Annotated in this window: 19 protein-coding genes; 13 read left to right on the forward strand and 6 right to left on the reverse strand. The window is 64.2% G+C overall.

Annotated features, from left to right (window positions below; translation table 11 throughout):
- The first annotated feature begins 279 nt into the window (after nucleotides 1–279).
- The 3 genes from AWB66_RS05500 to ptsP all read left to right on the forward strand — a co-directional run bounded on the left by AWB66_RS05500 (nucleotide 280) and on the right by ptsP (nucleotide 3,041).
- Nucleotides 280–768, forward strand: coding sequence for a PTS sugar transporter subunit IIA (locus AWB66_RS05500; RefSeq protein ID WP_087629257.1), 489 nt, complete (start codon nucleotides 280–282; stop codon nucleotides 766–768).
- 52 nt (nucleotides 769–820) lie between these two features.
- Nucleotides 821–1,090 carry an HPr family phosphocarrier protein gene (locus tag AWB66_RS05505; protein WP_087629258.1) on the forward strand — a complete coding sequence of 90 codons (270 nt, stop codon included), beginning with the start codon at nucleotides 821–823 and terminating at the stop codon, nucleotides 1,088–1,090.
- Between the two features lie 193 nt (nucleotides 1,091–1,283).
- Nucleotides 1,284–3,041 (forward strand): phosphoenolpyruvate--protein phosphotransferase, encoded by a 1,758-nt coding sequence (gene ptsP, locus AWB66_RS05510; protein WP_200818933.1) that lies wholly within the window; start codon nucleotides 1,284–1,286, stop codon nucleotides 3,039–3,041.
- Here ptsP and AWB66_RS05515 read toward each other — a convergent pair.
- The 4 genes from AWB66_RS05515 to gpmA form a co-directional block, all read right to left on the reverse strand.
- The gene (locus AWB66_RS05515; protein ID WP_087629260.1) at nucleotides 3,038–4,261 is read right to left on the reverse strand and encodes an autotransporter strand-loop-strand O-heptosyltransferase; all 1,224 of its coding nucleotides are present in this window, start codon (nucleotides 4,259–4,261) and stop codon (nucleotides 3,038–3,040) included. The two genes, ptsP and AWB66_RS05515, sit on opposite strands and share 4 nt — an antisense overlap.
- A 143-nt stretch (nucleotides 4,262–4,404) precedes the next feature.
- On the reverse strand, nucleotides 4,405–5,163 hold the full coding sequence (locus AWB66_RS05520) for a HesA/MoeB/ThiF family protein (protein WP_087629418.1): 759 nt from the start codon (nucleotides 5,161–5,163) through the stop codon (nucleotides 4,405–4,407).
- 123 nt (nucleotides 5,164–5,286) lie between these two features.
- Nucleotides 5,287–6,867: a S41 family peptidase gene (locus tag AWB66_RS05525; RefSeq protein WP_087629261.1), complete on the reverse strand. Its 1,581-nt coding sequence runs from the start codon at nucleotides 6,865–6,867 to the stop codon at nucleotides 5,287–5,289.
- 308 nt (nucleotides 6,868–7,175) lie between these two features.
- Nucleotides 7,176–7,922, reverse strand: a complete 747-nt coding sequence (gene gpmA / locus AWB66_RS05530) for a 2,3-diphosphoglycerate-dependent phosphoglycerate mutase (protein WP_087629262.1) — start codon at nucleotides 7,920–7,922, stop codon at nucleotides 7,176–7,178.
- A 195-nt stretch (nucleotides 7,923–8,117) separates the two neighbouring features.
- Between gpmA and AWB66_RS05535 the strand changes: the two genes are divergently transcribed.
- The 5 genes from AWB66_RS05535 to AWB66_RS05555 all read left to right on the forward strand — a co-directional run bounded on the left by AWB66_RS05535 (nucleotide 8,118) and on the right by AWB66_RS05555 (nucleotide 10,978).
- Nucleotides 8,118–8,543 (forward strand): rhodanese-like domain-containing protein, encoded by a 426-nt coding sequence (locus AWB66_RS05535; protein ID WP_087629263.1) that lies wholly within the window; start codon nucleotides 8,118–8,120, stop codon nucleotides 8,541–8,543.
- Nucleotides 8,540–8,800: a glutaredoxin 3 gene (gene grxC / locus AWB66_RS05540; RefSeq protein WP_087629264.1), complete on the forward strand. Its 261-nt coding sequence runs from the start codon at nucleotides 8,540–8,542 to the stop codon at nucleotides 8,798–8,800. The genes AWB66_RS05535 and grxC overlap by 4 nt, the downstream gene beginning before the upstream one ends.
- Nucleotides 8,801–8,897: 97 nt before the next feature.
- A complete protein-coding gene (gene secB / locus AWB66_RS05545; RefSeq protein ID WP_087629265.1) occupies nucleotides 8,898–9,368 on the forward strand; it encodes a protein-export chaperone SecB in 471 nt (156 codons plus the stop codon).
- A gap of 35 nt (nucleotides 9,369–9,403) precedes the next feature.
- Nucleotides 9,404–10,402: an NAD(P)H-dependent glycerol-3-phosphate dehydrogenase gene (locus AWB66_RS05550; protein ID WP_087629266.1), complete on the forward strand. Its 999-nt coding sequence runs from the start codon at nucleotides 9,404–9,406 to the stop codon at nucleotides 10,400–10,402.
- Nucleotides 10,403–10,426: 24 nt separating this feature from the next.
- Complete coding sequence (locus AWB66_RS05555; protein WP_087629267.1) at nucleotides 10,427–10,978, forward strand: O-acetyl-ADP-ribose deacetylase; 552 nt, start codon at nucleotides 10,427–10,429, stop codon at nucleotides 10,976–10,978.
- Here AWB66_RS05555 and trmL read toward each other — a convergent pair.
- Together trmL and AWB66_RS05565 are read right to left on the reverse strand one after the other, a co-directional pair.
- Entirely contained in the window at nucleotides 10,951–11,421 is a 471-nt protein-coding gene (gene trmL, locus AWB66_RS05560; RefSeq protein ID WP_087629268.1) for a tRNA (uridine(34)/cytosine(34)/5-carboxymethylaminomethyluridine(34)-2'-O)-methyltransferase TrmL, read from the reverse strand. The genes AWB66_RS05555 and trmL overlap by 28 nt on opposite strands.
- Before the next feature lie 24 nt (nucleotides 11,422–11,445).
- The gene (locus tag AWB66_RS05565; RefSeq protein WP_125469667.1) at nucleotides 11,446–12,195 is read right to left on the reverse strand and encodes a ComF family protein; all 750 of its coding nucleotides are present in this window, start codon (nucleotides 12,193–12,195) and stop codon (nucleotides 11,446–11,448) included.
- A gap of 160 nt (nucleotides 12,196–12,355) precedes the next feature.
- On the opposite strand from AWB66_RS05565, the gene AWB66_RS05570 reads away from it, so the two are divergent.
- The 5 genes from AWB66_RS05570 to AWB66_RS33595 all read left to right on the forward strand — a co-directional run bounded on the left by AWB66_RS05570 (nucleotide 12,356) and on the right by AWB66_RS33595 (nucleotide 17,638).
- A complete protein-coding gene (locus AWB66_RS05570; RefSeq protein WP_087629269.1) occupies nucleotides 12,356–13,336 on the forward strand; it encodes a methyltransferase domain-containing protein in 981 nt (326 codons plus the stop codon).
- A 212-nt stretch (nucleotides 13,337–13,548) separates the two neighbouring features.
- On the forward strand, nucleotides 13,549–14,025 hold the full coding sequence (locus tag AWB66_RS05575; protein ID WP_087629270.1) for a DUF2244 domain-containing protein: 477 nt from the start codon (nucleotides 13,549–13,551) through the stop codon (nucleotides 14,023–14,025).
- 77 nt (nucleotides 14,026–14,102) lie between these two features.
- Nucleotides 14,103–15,740 carry a cytochrome c oxidase subunit II gene (coxB, locus tag AWB66_RS05580; RefSeq protein WP_087629271.1) on the forward strand — a complete coding sequence of 546 codons (1,638 nt, stop codon included), beginning with the start codon at nucleotides 14,103–14,105 and terminating at the stop codon, nucleotides 15,738–15,740.
- Between the two features lie 73 nt (nucleotides 15,741–15,813).
- The gene (gene ctaD, locus AWB66_RS05585) at nucleotides 15,814–17,424 is read left to right on the forward strand and encodes a cytochrome c oxidase subunit I (protein ID WP_087629272.1); all 1,611 of its coding nucleotides are present in this window, start codon (nucleotides 15,814–15,816) and stop codon (nucleotides 17,422–17,424) included.
- Nucleotides 17,425–17,497: 73 nt separating this feature from the next.
- Nucleotides 17,498–17,638 (forward strand): cytochrome oxidase small assembly protein, encoded by a 141-nt coding sequence (locus AWB66_RS33595; RefSeq protein ID WP_087134882.1) that lies wholly within the window; start codon nucleotides 17,498–17,500, stop codon nucleotides 17,636–17,638.
- The last annotated feature ends 1 nt before the right edge of the window (nucleotide 17,639 follow it).

The following is a 17,639-nucleotide window of genomic DNA, read 5'->3' on the forward strand; positions in this document are numbered from 1 at the left end:
GCGGATGGCACGCGGCATCCGAAAATCGGGGCACGATCCTGGCTTTGAAAGCCGATTTAAAGCCTCAATTAAGGATCGTGGCGCAAGCTGCCGTTAGAACGTCGGATAAGCGGGTAGCCGCGCCCCGCGTTGCGGACGAATCGCGGCTAAGCTTGAGGTTTCTGTCATCTGCTCTCGAAACCGACGTCCGGGCCGCCGCTTTTCCCGCCATTTTCGAATTTTGCGGCGCATTTCGATGTTCACCGACGGTTTTCGTCGTTTTGAGGCAGCAATCCTGACATGGCTGGCATTCTGATCATCGCGCACGCACCGTTCGCTTCCGCGCTTCGCGAGTGCGTCGCTCACATTTACGGCGGCTTGCCCGCCCGCATCGGCGTCATCGACGTGAAGCCGGACTGCGATCCCGTGGAAGTCCGCGCGTTCGCGCGCTCGGAAATCGATCGCCTGAGGGAAGACAACGGCGCGATCGTGCTCACCGACGTGTTCGGCGCGACGCCTGCGAATATCGCGCAGAGCCTCGCTGGCGACGAAGTGCGCGTGCTCGCCGGTGTCAACCTGCCGATGCTCGTGCGCGCGGTCTGCTATCGCACGACGCCGCTCGACACGCTCACCGAAAAAATCCTGCAAGGCGGCTCGAAGGGCATCCAGGAACTGGATTGCACGACGCCGCAGAATCCCTGCGCGCTCGCGACGGCGAAGCCGGGCACGGCCGATCCCGCATCGTCGGCGAGCGCCGATCTCGTGACGGCGAAGGCGGTCGCGTCCTGACCGCTTCACTCACGGACGACGCTTCTTCATCCACTCAGCGTTTCGGAGCATCATGCTGCAACAAGAAACAACAATCGTGAACAAGCTGGGGCTTCACGCACGCGCTTCGGCCAAGCTCACGCAACTGGCGGCCAATTATCAAAGCGAAATCTGGATGAGCCGCAACGGCCGCCGGATCAACGCGAAGAGCATCATGGGCGTGATGATGCTGGCGGCGGGCATCGGCGCGACGGTCGTGATCGAAACCGAAGGCCCCGACGAGGCCGACGCGATGCAGGCGATCCTCGCGTTGATCGCCGACAAATTCGGCGAAGGGCAGTAACGGACTGTCGCCTGCAAGACGTATGAACGAAGCCGCGCATCGACGCGGCTTTTTGTTGCCCCTCTTCTTCTGTGCCGTATCGGGCCGCGCGGGGCGATCGAATTTATAATGATCGCGCCAGTCCGGACGCCATCGGGCGGCGAACCGCGGACCATGAGAGACCGCGGACATAACACAACTAGAGGAGGTGCGCGTGTCCTTCACGCTGCATGGAATTCCCGTCTCACGCGGCATCGCCATCGGGCGTGCCTATCTGATCGCGCCTGCCGCCCTCGATGTCGACCATTACCTGATCGAACCGGACCAGATCGGCGCTGAAATCGAACGCTTTCACGTGGCGCAGGAACGCGTGCACGCGGAACTCGACGCCCTGCGCGAAGACCTCGCCGCCGACGCACCCAGCGAAATGGGCGCGTTCATCAACGTTCACTCGATGATCCTGAACGACGCGATGCTCGTGCAGGAAACCATCGACCTCGTGCGCACGCGGCGCTACAACGTCGAATGGGCGCTGACCGAGCAGCTCGAAATCCTGAGCCGCCATTTCGACGACATCGAAGACGAATACCTGCGCGAGCGCAAGGCGGACATCGAGCAGGTCGTCGAGCGCGTGCTGAAGGCGCTGGCGGGTGCGCCGTCGACGGCATCGCTCGTCGCGCACAACGCAGCGAGCAACGGCCACAACGAGATGATCGTCGTCGCGCACGACATCGCGCCGGCCGACATGCTCCAGTTCAAGACGCAGGCGTTCAAGGGCTTCGTGACGGACCTCGGCGGACGCACGTCGCATACCGCGATCGTCGCGCGCAGTCTCGGCATTCCGGCGTCGGTCGGCGTGCAGCAGGCGAGCGTGCTGATCCGGCAGAACGATTTGATCATCGTCGACGGCGACCACGGCATCGTGATCGTCGATCCGGCGCCCATCGTCCTTGAGGAATATTCATACCGCCAAAGCGAAAAAGTGCTGGAGCAGCGAAAGCTCCAGCGCCTGAAGTTCTCGCCGACGCAGACGCTCGACGGCACCAAGATCGAGCTGTGCGCAAACATCGAACTGCCGGACGACGCGCAGACCGCCGTGGAAGCGGGCGCGATGGGCGTCGGCCTCTTTCGCACCGAGTTCCTGTTCATGAATCACAAGGACCGGTTGCCGGAGGAAGAGGAGCAGTTCGAGGCGTACAAGCGCGCGATCGAACTGATGAACGGCCGGCCGGTGACGATCCGCACGATCGACGTCGGCGCCGACAAGCCGCTCGATTCGATGAGCGGCGACGGTTACGAAACCGCGCCGAACCCGGCGCTCGGCCTGCGTGCGATCCGCTGGAGCCTGTCCGAGCCGCAGATGTTCATGACGCAGTTGCGGGCGATCCTGCGTGCGTCGGCGTTCGGCCAGGCGAAAATCCTGATTCCGATGCTCGCGCACGCGCAGGAAATCGACCAGACGCTCGACCTGATCCAGGAAGCGAAGCGTCAGCTCGACGACGCTGGCATCGCCTACGATCCGAACGTGCAGGTCGGCGCGATGATCGAGATTCCGGCGGCGGCGATCGCGGTGCGGCTGTTCCTGAAGCGGCTCGATTTCCTGTCGATCGGCACGAACGATCTGATTCAGTACACGCTCGCGATCGATCGCGCGGATAACGCCGTCGCGCATCTGTACGATCCGCTGCACCCGGCGGTGCTGAATTTGATCGCGTTCACGCTGCGCGAGGCGAAGCGCGCGGGCGTGCCGGTGTCGATCTGCGGGGAAATGGCGGGCGATCCGACCGTGACGCGTCTGTTGCTCGGGCTCGGTCTCACCGAGTTTTCGATGCATCCGAGCCAGTTGCTCGTCGTGAAGCAGGAAATCCTGCGCTCGAACCTGAAGGCGTTCGAGAAGCCCGTCGCGGATGTGCTCGCCGCCTACGAGCCAGCCGAACTCGCGACGGCGCTTGGCGCACTGCAAAAGGTCTAGGCCGTTTCAGCCAGCCGGTGCTCGGCGATCAGCGGATGCACCTGCGAAATCACGTGCTCCGGCGAGATCGCCCACGTGCACTGGAAGCGCTGTGGTTTGTCGGGGCGGCGCGGGCACCAGAGGAAGTCGCGGGCGTCGAACTGGGTCGTCGTGTCGTTAAAGCAGCTATTGCACGCGTGGAAATTGATCACGCGATAGGGCGTGCGGAATTCCGTGTGCGGATGCGAGAAGCCGCTGATCATCACGACCGGCGTCCCGACGGCCCACGCGAGCCACGACAGCCCGCTTCCCAATCCGATGAAAAAGTCCGCGTGCAGCAAGAGGTTCGCGCGTTCCTGAAGCGGTCGATTGCCCGTGAAGTCCTCGCAGCCGTCCGGCATCGTGTTGATGTAGTCGCCGAGACCGTACTCGCGTTCCCGGTCGATGCACAGCACGCGATAACCCAACTGCTTCAAATGCGCGATCACCGTCGGCCAGCCGCGCGGGTTGTTCCAGTACTTGCATTGCGCGGTCGCCTGCGTCGCGATGCAGACGTAGCGCTCGGGAATGCGCCGCGCCGTATCCGCGACGACGACGTTCGGTCGCCACTCGGCGCACGCAACGCCCAGCATGTACGCGATTCCGTCCTGCATGCTGCTCACGCGCGGGTCGGTCGGCTGATGATCGCGGTCGGTGTAGGGCGAGAAGATTCCGAGGTAATAGGTCGCGTAGGCGTCGGCGGCGAGCGCGTCGAGCGCTTCACGCGTGGCGAAACGGATGTGCGCATGGCCCGCTGCGAAGAGCGGCTGAAGATGCTCGGCGAGCAGCATGACCAGCTCGCACTGATGCTGCGCGCGAAAGGCATCGACGATCGGCACCCACGCGAGCGAATCGCCGAGCGCCATCGTCGACGGACGCACGACGACTTTCTTCCCGCGCGCGTCGTAATCGTGCAAGAACACGAGCCGCTCGCCGTCGAGCACCTCGAGCCTGAAGCGCACGAAATACTTGCGGCGGCTCGTCACGACGACATTCGCCTCGACCGGCTCGTCGAACAGCAGGCTGTGCGTATCGAGATCGATCATGCGCACGCGCCAGCCATCGACGGGCACCTGCACGCGGCAACCGTAGTTGAAGTCGTAAAGAATGCCTTCGGCGCCCGCGAGAACCGGGACGCCCGGATTGGCGAATAGGCTTCGGGTAAGGCCGCGCTGCGCGCTCGCGTTGTCTGTGCCGCTCATTGAGACTCCGGTTCGATGGCGCCGGCGTGCAGGCGCCGGCCGCCAGATGGGCGAAAAAATGCAGCGCACACCTTAAGGCGGCGCGCCCATCGTCGAAATTGGAGAACTCTTAAATTTGAGATGACGTCGGCGGACGCTCGGGTTCAGCGGCCGTGCTGCGTGCCGCAGACGGGGCACGCCGGCTGGCGCGCGATGCGCATCGTGTTCCATTCCATGCGCAGCGAGTCGAGCATCATCAGGCGTCCTTCGAGCGTCTCGCCGAAGCCGCCGATCACGCGCAGCGCCTCGGCCGCCTGCATCGCGCCGATGATGCCGACGGTCGGCGCGAACACGCCCATCGTCGAGCACGCGACTTCCTCGAATGCCTGGTCGGGCGGGAACACGCACGCGTAGCAGGGCGATGCGTCGGAGCGGAAGTCGAAGGTGCTGATCTGGCCGTCGAAGCGCAGCGCCGCGCCCGAGACGAGCGGCACCTTGTGCGCGACGCAGGCGGCGTTGATCGCGTGGCGTGTCGCGAAGTTGTCGGTGCAGTCGAGCACGACCGTCATGCGCGGCACGGTTTCGTCGAGCCAGGCGGCGTCGGCGCGTTGCTGGAGCGCGTGAACCTTCACGTCCGGATTGAGCGCCGCGAGCGCATCGCGGCCCGATTCGACCTTCGGCCGTCCAACCGAGCGCGTCACGTGCAGGATTTGGCGCTGCAAGTTGGTGAGATCGACCGTGTCGGCATCGACGAGCGTGATTTCGCCCACCCCCGATGCCGCCAGATACATTGCCGCCGGCGAACCGAGCCCGCCCGCGCCGATCACGAGCGCGTGGGCGTCGAGAAAGCGCTGCTGCGCCTCGATGCCGATCTCGTCGGCGAGGATATGGCGGGAGTAGCGAAGGAGTTGGTCGTCGTTCATCGGGCTGAGCGCAAGACGTTGCATCGACGCGAAAGCGCGCTTTACGTGAGGTATTTTAGATCGCGCGCCGCGTGAGGAAGAAACGCGGGCTTCACGGCGCGGCGCCGCGAAGCCCGATACGGCTTACTTGCTCTCGGCTGTCGGCGCGGACGCCGGCGCGGCACCCGATGCCGGTGACGAGCCAGGCGTAGCCGGCAGCGCCGGCTTCACCGCGACCGGCGCGGAAGCCGAACGCGGCGGCTTGTTCTGCGCCAGCTTTCGCTCGCTGATCGACTTCGATTCGACCACTTGCTTGCCTTCAAGCTTGTTCAGCGCTTGCTGGAGCATGAAGTCGTCGGCGCTGCCGAATTCGACCGGCTTGCGCTCGCGATCCTTGCGGCGCTGTTCCGGCGTCTTCTTGTCGTTCTGCTCTTCGAGAATGCGCAGTTGTTCGAGACGGTCGGCTTCGCGCGCTTCCTGTTCCTTCTTCTCGTTCGGGTCCTGCGTGTTCGCGAGGTGGTTCGAGTAGTCGACTTCGCGCGTCACGAGCGCGTCGTCCGGATCGCCGTCCGCGTATTGATCGACCGGCACGTCGGGGCGCACGCCCTGGTTCTGAATCGACTTGCCGCTCGGCGTGTAGTAGTAGGCCGTTGTCAGTCGCAGCGCGGTTTCGGCGGTCATCGGGCGCACGGTTTGCACCGAGCCCTTGCCGAAGGTTGTCTTGCCGACGATCAGCGCGCGATGGTGATCCTGTAGCGCACCGGCAACGATCTCCGACGCCGACGCCGAATACGCGTTCGTCAGCACGACGATCGGCACCTTCTTGAAGATGGGCGGCACGTCCTTCAGCGGGTCCGCGTCGAACGACGGCAGGCGGTAGTTCTCGTAGGTGTCGCGGAAGGTCTGCTTCGCGTCGGCGATCTGTCCGTTGGTCGACACCACGACCGCGTTGTCCGGCAGGAACGCGCCCGCCACGCCGACCGCGCTTTGCAGCAGACCGCCGCCGTTGTTGCGCAGGTCGATCACGAGACCCTTCAGGTCCGGCTGCTGGCGCGCTAGATCCTGCAGCTTCGCGGCGAGATCGGGAACCGTGCGTTCCTGGAAGCTCGTGATGCGGATATAGCCGTATCCCGGCTCCGGAATCTTCATCTTCACCGACTGCACGCGAATCAGCGCGCGCGTGACGGTGATCGGGAACGTGCGGTCGTCGGTCTTGCGGAAGATGGTGAGCGTCACCTTCGTGCCCGGCTCGCCGCGCATCTGCTTGACGGCCTTGTCGAGCGTCATGCCGCGCACGGGCTTGTCGTTGATGCGCGTGATGAGGTCGCCCGGGCGGATGCCGGCGCGAAACGCGGGCGTGTCCTCGATCGGCGAAATCACCTTGATCAGCCCGTCTTCCGACGAGATTTCGATGCCGAGACCCGCGAAGCGGCCCTTGGTCTGCTCCTGGAGTTCTTCGTAGTCGGTCTTGTCGAGATAGGACGAGTGCGGGTCGAGGCTCGACACCATGCCCTTGATCGCGGCCGTCAGCAGCTTCTTGTCGTCGACCGGTTCGACGTATTCATGCTTGATTTGCCCGAAGACTTCGGCAAACAACCGCAATTGATCGAGCGGGAGCGGCGCGGTGGCGGATTGCTGGGCGGACGCGGAAATTTGCAGGGTTGCGAGCGCGCCGGTAGCGAGGCCCGCGGCGATCAGGCCGATGTTTTTCAGGTTCTTTCGCATAGAGTGTTGCGGTCGGAAGCGGATTAGGCTGGATCGTAGGTGACAGGCCAGTATACATGGTCGTTTCCCGCAACGACTTAAACGCAGCTTAAAGCCCCGGACAAAGGGAGGACGGGGCGGCGGGGCGGATGCGAGCCACGCGGACGATGATTGGACGCACCCCGCGCGATGCCGGATTGGACGACCTGACGGCGAGGCGCGTGCCTGTCACGCAGATGACGGCGTTGCCATGTACGAACGCAGGATGACCAGCGCGACGCCGCGCGCATAAAAAACGGGCCGGGGAATCACCCCGGCCCGCGATGCGCTCAGCCCGCCTTGCCTTGCTTTGCCACGGCGGCTTGCGCGGCGGCGATCGCTTCCTGGTCGCCGAGATAGTAGTGCTTGATCGGCTTCAGGTCGGCGTCCAGTTCATAGACGAGCGGCACGCCGTTCGGAATGTTCAGGCCGACGATGTCGTCGTCCGAGATGTTGTCGAGATACTTGACGAGCGCGCGCATCGAATTGCCGTGCGCCGCGATCAGCACGCGCTTGCCCGACTTGATGGCCGGTGCGATCGACTCGTTCCAGATCGGCAGCACGCGCGCGACCGTGTCCTTCAGGCATTCGGTGAGCGGCAACTGCTCGCGCGGCACCTTCGCGTAACGCGGATCGTTGTACGACGTGCGCTCGTCGTCCGGGGCGAGCGCGGGCGGCGGCGTATCGTAGCTGCGGCGCCAGACGAGCACCTGCTCATCGCCGTATTTCTTGGCGGTTTCGGCCTTGTTCAGCCCGGAGAGCGCGCCGTAGTGACGCTCGTTCAGACGCCATGAATGGACGACGGGCAGATACATTTCGTCCATCTCGTCCTGCACGTGCCAGAGCGTGCGAATCGCGCGCTTCAGCACGGACGTGTAGGCGATGTCGAACGAGAAGCCGGCTTCCTTCAGCAGCACGCCTGCCTGGCGCGCTTCGCGGTTGCCCTGTTCGGTCAGGTCGACATCGACCCAGCCCGTGAACCGGTTTTCCTTGTTCCACGTCGATTCGCCGTGGCGGATGAGCACTAGCTTGTACATGTCTGATAGGTCGGTTAGTTGGGAAGCGGAAAAGCAGGAAGACTTGACGTTCGATCGTGTCAGATTGTGCTCGCAGCCGGTGGCGCGCGCCATCGTCCGAACGGCCGAGGCCATCGCGGCAAACGGTTATTTTATAATGCCCCGATTGTCCCGATTTTTTCTTTCTTCCCTTTCTCCACTTTCGGCGGCCCTTCCGTGAAGTTTTTCACCGATTACACGAACCTCGTACTCATCGCGATCGCCCTCATTTCCGGCGGGTTGCTCCTCTGGCCGGCGATCACCCGTCGTGGACGCGGCGGCGTCTCCGCCGCCGAAGCCACCACGCTGATCAACCGGCGCAACGCGGTCGTCGTCGACCTGCGTCCCGCGGCGGAATACGCGAAGGGGCATCTTCCGGCGGCGCGCAATCTCGAAATGGCCGAGCTCCAAGCAAAGATCGGCCAAATCGCGAAGAATAAGAGCAATCCGGTCATTCTGGTGTGCCAGACCGGACAGCAATCGCAGAAGGCGAGCCGCACCGTGACGGAAGCCGGCTACAGCGAAGTCCATGTTCTGCAGGGCGGTGTCGACGCCTGGCAGAAGGCCGGCATGCCGGTCGTGAAACAAGGAGCAGTCAAGTGAAGAAAGTCGTGATGTACAGCACCCAAGTGTGTCCTTATTGCCAGATGGCCGAACGTCTTTTAAAGTCGCGCGGGGTCGAGCACATCGAAAAAGTGCTGATCGATCGCGAACCCGGCCGGCGTGAGGAAATGATGACGCGTACCGGCCGCCGTACCGTGCCGCAGGTGTATATCGGCGAAACGCACGTGGGCGGCTACGACGATCTTTCCGCGCTCGATCGCAAGGGCGGCCTGACGCCGCTGCTCGAATCGGCCTAAAGCAATTCCGCCGTGGCCCTCGGCCGCGACGGACGGCGCCATCGCAAAAACAACGAAAGCGCGGCGCCGATCATCGAAATAATCAAGGGAATTCACCATGTCTGACGACAACAACCAGCCGTTCTTCAACATCCAGCGCATTTACCTGAAGGACATGTCGCTCGAGCAGCCCAACTCGCCGGGCATCTTTCTCGAACAGGAAATGCCGTCGGTGGAAGTCGAAGTCGACGTGAAGGCCGAGCGCCTCGCGGAAAGCGTCTTCGAAGTGCTGGTCACGGGCACCGTCACCGCGAAAGTCACCGACAAGGTCGCGTTCCTGATCGAAGCGAAGCAGGCGGGCATTTTCGATATCCGCAACATTCCGGCCGACCAGATCGATCCGCTCGTCGGCATCGCCTGCCCGACCATCCTGTTCCCGTACCTGCGCTCGAACATCGCCGACGCGATCACCCGCGCCGGTTTCCCGCCGATCCACCTCGCGGAAATCAATTTCCAGTCGCTCTACGAGCAGCGCATCTCGCAACTCGCGGCGGCTCAGGAAGGCGCGGCGAACGGCGCGACGCACTGAGCAGATTGTTCAACCCGCCGGACCCGGAGCCGAGCATGAAAGTAGCCGTTCTCGGCGCCGGTGCATGGGGCACCGCTCTAGCAGGCCATCTGGCCTCGCGTCACGACGCGGTGCTCTGGGCGCGCGATCGCGCGCTCGTCGAATCCCTTTCCACATCGCACGAAAACGAGCGCTATCTGCGCGGCGTGACGCTGCCGCCGTCGCTGCGCTTTGAAACCGAACTGGCCGCGGCCCTGACGCACGCGTGCGCCGACGATGCGCTCTGTGTCGTCGCGACGCCCGTTGCCGGCCTGCGCGCGCTGTGCCGCTCGATGCGCGACATCGGCATCGTTCCCGCGCACATCGTCTGGCTCTGCAAGGGCTTCGAAGCGGATACGCAATGTCTGCCGAACGAGATCGTCGCATCCGAACTGCCGCAGCACGCGAGCAACGGCACGCTGTCGGGGCCGAGCTTCGCGCGCGAAGTGGGGCAGGGCCTGCCGGTCGCGCTGACGGTCGCGAGCGCGTCGGCCGTGCTCGCCGAGCGCACCGTCGCCGCGTTCCATCACGGTGCGATGCGAATATATACGGGCGACGACGTGATTGGCGTCGAAGTCGGCGGTGCGGTAAAAAACGTCCTGGCGATCGCGACGGGCATCTCCGACGGCCTCGGACTCGGCCTGAACGCCCGCGCCGCGCTCATCACGCGCGGTCTCGCGGAAATGTCGCGGCTCGGCGTCGCGCTCGGCGGCCGCGCCGAAACCTTCACCGGGCTCACGGGCCTCGGCGACCTGATCCTCACCGCAACCGGCGATCTCTCGCGCAATCGCACCGTGGGTATGCAGCTTGCAACTGGACGAACGCTCACCGAAATTCTCGCGGCGCTCGGCCATGTCGCGGAAGGCGTCCGGTGCGCGCGCGCGGTGCTTGCGCTCGCGCAGTCGCGCAATATCGAGATGCCCATCACGCACGCCGTCTGCCGCGTGCTGTTCGAAGACGTCACGCCGCGCGATGCGGTTCACGCGCTGCTCAGCCGGGACGCGAAAGCGGAATAGGCGCGTCCTTCGGGGAGGTCTGCCATGGTCGCCGTCGGTCACTGCACGCTCGAAGCACGACTCGTCGACATCACGACGCTCGACGTCGATGCCATCGTCAATGCGGCGAACAAGTCGCTTTTGGGCGGCGGAGGCGTCGACGGCGCGATTCATCGGGCCGCGGGACGCGACCTCAAGCGCGAATGCGAGACGCTCGGCGGCTGCGAAACCGGCGACGCGAAGATCACCGGCGGCCACGATCTGCCGGCGAGGCACGTGATTCACGCGGTCGGCCCGCGCTGGAGCGGTGGCAAGCGCAACGAGCCGGCGCTGCTCGCGAGCTGCTACAGACGTTCGCTCGAACTCGCCGGCGAGGCGCGCTGCAAGTCGATCGCGTTTCCAGCGATCAGTTGCGGCATCTATCGCTTTCCGGTCGAAGCGGCCGTGCGCATCGCGGTGGATACGGTGATCGGCACGTTGCCGAACGTGCCTGCCATCGAACGCGTGATCTTCGCGTGCTTTCAGCAGCCGATGCTCGATCTCTATACGAAGCAACTCGCAGAAGCGACTCAGGCGCCGCCTTCGAAACCCGCCTGACGCCACGCCTCGAACGTCACCACCGCCACCGTATTCGACAGGTTCAGGCTCCGGTTGCCCGGCCGCATCGGCAGGCGCACGCGCTGTTCGTTCGGGAAGCGGTCGAGCAACGCCTCGGATAAACCGCGCGTTTCGGCGCCGAACACGAACCAGTCGCCCGGCTTGAACGCGTGCTCGAAAAACGGCGACGAGCCGCGCGTCGTGAAGGCGAACATGCGTGCGGCCTCGGGCGATTCCTTCGCGACGAACGCTTCCCAGTTCGCGTGCACGTGCATCTGCGCGTACTCGTGATAATCGAGGCCGGCGCGGCGCATCTTGGCGTCGTCGAGCGGAAAGCCGAGCGGCTCGATCAGATGCAGGCGCGCGCCGGTGTTCGCGCAGAGGCGGATCACGTTGCCGGTATTCGGCGGGATTTCGGGTTCGACCAGAACGACGTTGAACATAGGTAAGTGAGCTGAAGTGCGGGGTTAATCTTTTGGCGTACGCAACGCGACGAAATTGGTCACGCGACGCGCGCCCGACCGCTTGAGCGTGCGCGCGAGCGCATCGAGCGTCGCGCCGGAGGTCATCACGTCATCGACGATGCCGACGTGCAGTCCGCGCACATCGCCCGTCACGGCGAACGCGCGTTCCACGTTGCGCCGGCGCGTGTCGAGATCGAGCTTCGACTGCGGCGCGGTTTCGATCGTGCGGCACACAAGCCGGGCGTCGGCGCTCACGGCGAGGCGGCGCGCGAGCGGTTTCGCGATCGCCCACGCCTGGTTGTAGCCGCGCGCGATCAGACGTTGGTCCGACAGCGGAACCGGCGCGATCACGTCGGGCGCCGGCAAGCCGCTGTCGTCGAAACACGCATGCAGATGGCGCGCGAACGCTTCACCCGTTCCGAATCGCGCGCGAAACTTTAAATCGAGCGCGAGCGTATCGAGCGGCGCGCGGTAGTCGGCGAGGGCGAGCGTGGCATCGAAGTGCGGCGGCGAATCGAGACAGGTCGCGCAGTGAGACGCGGCGCCCTCAAGTTCTCGACGAGTCGCAGACAACGGCAACGCGCACGTCCGGCATCTCAAACGCGGTTCGTTCCAGTAGGATTCGTCGCATCCTCGACACAGCAGACTATGCGACAAATTGCCACACAAGGCGCATTGGCCGGGCAACGCGACATCGCCGAGCCACGCGATGGCGCGTCGCGCGCGCCCGACGACGTGCCCGACGACGTGCATGAGCGCGACGTGGGCCGGCGACATCGCGCGCTTCTCGATCATCATGCTGACGACTCCCACAAAACAGGCGAACCGCGCCGTCCGGGCCTCGCGGCGCCGCCTTTGCAGGCCGATTCCAGGACGACCGAGTATACTTCGCACTCTTCGCGAGCAGACCGTCATGTCCCCAACTCCCGCCAAATCTGGCCGACCGGCCTATGATCCGCGCCGTCTGCGCGAGATTTTCGATCGCCGCGCCGGCACGTTCGACGACGTCGCGTTCCTGACGCGCGAGATCGCGCAACGCATGCGCGAGCGGCTCGACTACATCGTGGTCGCCCCGACGCGCGCGCTCGACGCCGCCTGCGGCACGGGCGCCGACCTGCCGGGATTGCGCACGCGTTTCCCCGAGGCTTCGGTGCTGGGCGTCGACATTTCATCGGCGATGCTCGTGCGCGCAAACGCCGCCGAAAGCGCCGACGCGCAAGCCGACGCGGGCTGGCGGCGCTTTCTTCCGGCCACGCTCAGCAAGGCGTTCGGCGCGCGCGGCCCGCAACTCGCGCAGGCCGACTTCTCGGCGCTGCCGTTTTCGGCGGGCGCGTTCGAACTCCTCTGGTCCAACCTCGCGCTGCACTGGCATTCGCGCCCCGATCTCGTGTTTCCTGAATGGCAGCGCGTGCTCAAGGTCAACGGCCTCCTGATGTTCAGCACCTTCGGTCCCGACACGCTGCGTGAGCTCACCCGCGCGTATCGCGAGGCGGAAGCGTCGCTCGGCATCGCACTGCAGCCGCACACGATCGATTTCGTCGACATGCACGATCTCGGCGACATGCTGGTGGAAAGCGGCTTCGAGATTCCGGTGATGGATCAGGAGGTGTTGACGATCACGTATCGGTCGCCGGAATCGCTGTTGAACGATGTGCGGCGCTGGGGCGCCTACCCGTTCGAGCGCGCGGCAAACGAGCGCCCGACCGATGCCGAAGCCTTGCGCAGCGCGGTTCACACGGCACTCGAAGCCATCCGGCGGGACGACGGCACGATCCCTCTGACCTTCGAGGTGATCTATGGTCACGCGTGGAAGGCGGTGCCGCGCATGACGGCGGAAGGGCACGGAATCGTGCGTCTGGAAGATATCGGACGCGGCCCGAAGAAGGATCGCTGACGCGGTAAAGAGGGCGTCTGTTATGTCTGAGATTTGCGTCCGAAAAGCGCGTAAAAAGCTGCGTCAAATGGGCGCAGAAGCTTGTGGCGCTTGGCTTTGCGCTGTTCTGCCCCTTGCTTGTGGATGCTTCGTAACGCGCCTATAATGCGTCAGTTTGTCGCCCGGCTGGCAATGATTTTGGTCAACATCCGAGCAGATCGACGGAGGCGGCGATGGAAAGAAGCGCATTGCTGACGGACGCGGAGCCCGTCCTCAAGGAGTGGCTGATGAAGCGTAACTGCTCCGCGTCGCCGCGCCAGTTCGTGGGCTTCTTTGTCTCGCTCGCGCTCTTTTCGCTCGCTATCGCGACCTTGCTGTTATTGAATGGCGCCTGGCTGGTGCTGCCGTTCACGGGGATCGAACTGTTCGTGGTGGGCGTCGCGTTCCTGATTTACGCGCGGCACGCAGTCGACTACGAACGCATCCGGTTGTTTCAGAACCGGCTGTTGATCGAACAGATGAATGCCGAAGAATTGACGCAGTTCGAATTCAATCCGCGCTGGGTGCGGATCGAAACGGGCGCGGCACCGAGAGATCCGCTCAAGATCGTATCGCGCGGACAGTCGGTGCAAATCGGGCTACACCTTGCACAGCATCGTCGCCGGCAGTTCGCCGCGGAATTGCAGGCCTGGATTCGCCGCTGCGCGTGAAAAGCGCGCCGGACGAAAAACGGGCGCAAAAGCAGCGCGTAACGCGCGACCGATGCACACGGGGGTCGAGGGTTTGAATGGAAATTTTGGGTAAGGATGCTATGAAAACAATCAAGCGAGCCCTCTCGGGCGTGCTGGCGGCAGGCGCAATGCTCGCAGCCGGCACGGCCCTGGCGGTCACCGACGCTCCTGGCGGTCCTCGTGTCAACGAGCTCAACTTCCAGCAGCCCGCGACGAAAATCGCCGAGGAGCTCTTTGGCCTCCATACGTTCATGCTGATCATCTGCGGGGTGATCTTCCTCGGTGTGTTCGGCGTGATGTTCTATTCAATGGTCGTGCACCGGAAGTCGCGCGGCCACAAGGCGGCCAACTTCCACGAAAGCACCACCGTCGAAATCATCTGGACGATCGCGCCGTTCGTCATCGTCGTGCTGATGGCACTGCCGGCCACCAAGGCCGTCGTCGCGATGAAGGACACGACCAACGCCGATCTCACCGTGAAGGTCACGGGTTATCAGTGGAAGTGGGCGTACGACTACGTGAAGGGTCCGGGCGAGGGCATCAACTTCTTCTCGACGCTCTCCACGCCGCGCAGCGAGACCAACGGCCAGACGCCGATCTCGAATCTTTATCTGCAGGAAGTCGACAACCCGCTCGTGGTGCCGGTCAACAAGAAGATCCGCATCATCACCACCGCGAACGACGTCGTGCACTCGTGGTACGTGCCGGCGTTCGGCGTGAAGCAGGATGCGATTCCCGGCTTCGTGCGCGACACGTGGTTCAAGGCGGAGAAAGTCGGCACGTTCCGCGGCTTCTGTACCGAACTGTGCGGCAAGGAACATGCGTACATGCCGGTCGTCGTCGAAGTGCTGTCGGACGACGACTACGCGAATTGGGTCGACAACCAGAAGAAGAAGCTGGCCGCCGCCGCGGACGATCCGAACAAAACCTACACGATGGACGAGCTCAAGGCGCGCGGCGAGAAGGTCTACGCGTCGAACTGCGCGGTCTGCCACCAGCCGAACGGCAAGGGCGCAGGCGCATTCCCGGCGCTCGACGGCAGCAAGATCGCCAACGGTCCGATCGCCGAGCACGTGAACATCGTGCTGCACGGCAAGGCCGCGATGCCGCCGTGGGGCACGGCGCTCAGCGACGTCGAGATCGCCTCGGTCGTCACGTTCGAGCGCAATTCGTGGGGCAATCACACCACCGACATCCTTCAGCCGAAGCAGGTCGCGGACGCGCGCAACGGCAATATGCCGGAAGGCGGCAACCATCTCGCGGCAGCGGGCGCGGCGGATGCTGCAGCATCGGCACCGGCAGCACCGGCAGCCGAAGCGTCGGGCGCATCGGCCGCTGAAAGCGCGAGCGCGCCGGCCGCCGAAGCGACGCAGGCCGCAGGCCTGCCCGCGAGCGTCTATTTCGAAACCGGCAAGAGCACGCTCCCGGCCGACGCGGCCGTCGCCGTGCAAGCCGCAGCGGCTTACGCGAAGGCGCATCCTGAGGCGAAGCTGGCGCTGTCGGGCTTCACCGACGCCACCGGTTCCGCCGGCAAGAACGCCGAACTTGCCAAGACGCGCGCGCAAGCCGTGCGCGACGCGCTGAAGGCAGCGGGCGTCGCCGAAGATCGCATCGTCTTGAAGAAGCCGGAAACCATCACGGGCGGTACGGATGCGAAGGAAGCCCGTCGCGTAGAGATCAGTCCGGCTGCTTGACGTGTCGCGCCCGAGCCAGGATGGCGCGGGCGACATCCGTCAAGTGCCGCAGTATTCGCTTTAGGAGATTGTCATGTCTAGCATCGGACACGATGTAGCCGCGGGTCACGACCACGCGCACGATCATGCGCATGAAACGCCTCACGGCTGGCGCCGGTGGCTGTTCGCCACCAACCACAAGGACATCGGTACGTTGTACCTGCTGTTCTCGTTCATCATGTTCCTCTCGGGGGGCGTGATGGCGCTGATGATCCGCGCCGAGCTTTTCGAGCCCGGGCTGCAGATCATGCGCCCCGAGTTCTTCAACCAGTTGACCACCATGCACGGCCTCATCATGGTGTTCGGTGCGATCATGCCGGCGTTCGTCGGCTTCGCGAACTGGATGATCCCGCTGCAGATCGGCGCGTCCGACATGGCGTTTGCGCGGATGAACAACTTCAGCTTCTGGCTGCTGCCGGTCGCGGCCGTGCTGCTGGTCGGTTCGTTCTTCACGCCGGGCGGCGCGACCGCCGCGGGCTGGACGCTCTACGCACCGCTCTCCACGCAGATGGGTCCGGGCATGGACTTCGCGATTTTCGCGGTCCACTTGATGGGCGCGTCGTCGATCATGGGCGGCATCAACATCGTCGTGACGATCCTGAACATGCGCGCGCCTGGCATGACGCTCATGAAGATGCCGATGTTCGCGTGGACGTGGCTCATCACGGCGTACCTGCTGATCGCGGTGATGCCGGTTCTGGCGGGCGCGATCACGATGGTGCTGTTCGACCGCCACTTCGGCACGTCGTTCTTCAACGCGGCGGGCGGCGGCGATCCGGTGATGTACCAGCACATCTTCTGGTTCTTCGGTCACCCCGAGGTGTACATCATGATCTTGCCGGCGTTCGGGATCGTGTCGCAGGTGATTCCGGCGTTCTCGCGCAAGCCGCTCTTCGGCTATAGCTCGATGGTGTACGCAACGGCATCGATCGCGATTCTCTCGTTCATGGTCTGGGCGCACCACATGTTCGCCACCGGCATGCCGGTGACGGGCCAGCTTTTCTTCATGTACGCGACGATGCTGATCGCCGTGCCGACGGGCGTGAAGGTCTTCAACTGGGTCGCGACGATGTGGCGCGGTTCGCTCACGTTCGAAACGCCGATGATCTTCGCGATCGGCTTCCTGTTCGTGTTCACGATGGGCGGCTTCACGGGCCTGATCCTGTCGATGGCGCCGCTCGACATCCAGATGCACGGTACCTACTACGTGGTGGCGCACTTCCACTACGTGCTGGTGGCGGGGTCGCTCTTCGCGCTCTTCTCCGGCTGGTACTACTGGGCGCCGAAGTGGACGGGCTGGATGTACAACGAAACGCGCGGCAAGATCCACTTCTGGGCGTCGATGATCTTCTTCAACATCACGTTCTTCCCGATGCACTTCCTGGGCCTCGCGGGCATGCCGCGTCGCTACGCCGACTACCCGGCGCAGTTCACCGACTTCAATCAGGTCGCGACGATCGGCGCATTCGGTTTCGGTCTCGCGCAGGTGTACTTCCTGTTCGCGGTCGCGCTGCCGGCGTATCGCGGCGGCGGCGAACTCGAGAAGGCCGGCGACAAGCCGTGGGATGGCGCGGAAGGCCTCGAATGGACCGTGCCGAGCCCGGCGCCGTTCCATACGTTCGAAAATCCGCCGACCGTCGAATAAGACGCACGCAATGCGGCGAGGCTCCGGCCGGAGCCTCGCCAGGCAGGTCCTAATGGAACAAGAAGTTCGCAGCATGACCCGGAATCCACAGGAAAGACGATCGCCCGAGCAGATTCGCGCGGGCAACAAGCGGCTCGGCCTGATCCTGCTCGCCATCGTCGCCGTCTTTTTTATGGCAGCCGTCGTCAATCAGTTCCTGCTGTCCAGAGGGTGAG

The sequence above is a fragment of the Caballeronia telluris genome (genome assembly GCF_001544495.1).
Lineage (GTDB): Bacteria > Pseudomonadota > Gammaproteobacteria > Burkholderiales > Burkholderiaceae > Caballeronia > Caballeronia telluris.

Bases quoted from the DNA above. Each gene is read 5' to 3' on its own strand.
- AWB66_RS05500 (WP_087629257.1), top strand. From the start codon at position 280: ATGGCTGGCATTCTGATCATCGCGCACGCACCGTTCGCTTCCGCGCTT.
- AWB66_RS05505 (WP_087629258.1), top strand. From the start codon at position 821: ATGCTGCAACAAGAAACAACAATCGTGAACAAGCTGGGGCTTCACGCA.
- AWB66_RS05515 (WP_087629260.1), bottom strand. From the start codon at position 4,261: ATGAGCGGCACAGACAACGCGAGCGCGCAGCGCGGCCTTACCCGAAGC.
- AWB66_RS05520 (WP_087629418.1), bottom strand. From the start codon at position 5,163: ATGAACGACGACCAACTCCTTCGCTACTCCCGCCATATCCTCGCCGAC.
- AWB66_RS05525 (WP_087629261.1), bottom strand. From the start codon at position 6,867: ATGCGAAAGAACCTGAAAAACATCGGCCTGATCGCCGCGGGCCTCGCT.
- gpmA (WP_087629262.1), bottom strand. From the start codon at position 7,922: ATGTACAAGCTAGTGCTCATCCGCCACGGCGAATCGACGTGGAACAAG.
- secB (WP_087629265.1), top strand. From the start codon at position 8,898: ATGTCTGACGACAACAACCAGCCGTTCTTCAACATCCAGCGCATTTAC.
- AWB66_RS05550 (WP_087629266.1), top strand. From the start codon at position 9,404: ATGAAAGTAGCCGTTCTCGGCGCCGGTGCATGGGGCACCGCTCTAGCA.
- AWB66_RS05555 (WP_087629267.1), top strand. From the start codon at position 10,427: ATGGTCGCCGTCGGTCACTGCACGCTCGAAGCACGACTCGTCGACATC.
- trmL (WP_087629268.1), bottom strand. From the start codon at position 11,421: ATGTTCAACGTCGTTCTGGTCGAACCCGAAATCCCGCCGAATACCGGC.
- AWB66_RS05565 (WP_125469667.1), bottom strand. From the start codon at position 12,195: ATGCACGTCGTCGGGCACGTCGTCGGGCGCGCGCGACGCGCCATCGCG.
- AWB66_RS05570 (WP_087629269.1), top strand. From the start codon at position 12,356: ATGTCCCCAACTCCCGCCAAATCTGGCCGACCGGCCTATGATCCGCGC.
- AWB66_RS05575 (WP_087629270.1), top strand. From the start codon at position 13,549: ATGGAAAGAAGCGCATTGCTGACGGACGCGGAGCCCGTCCTCAAGGAG.
- coxB (WP_087629271.1), top strand. From the start codon at position 14,103: ATGGAAATTTTGGGTAAGGATGCTATGAAAACAATCAAGCGAGCCCTC.
- ctaD (WP_087629272.1), top strand. From the start codon at position 15,814: ATGTCTAGCATCGGACACGATGTAGCCGCGGGTCACGACCACGCGCAC.
- AWB66_RS33595 (WP_087134882.1), top strand. From the start codon at position 17,498: ATGACCCGGAATCCACAGGAAAGACGATCGCCCGAGCAGATTCGCGCG.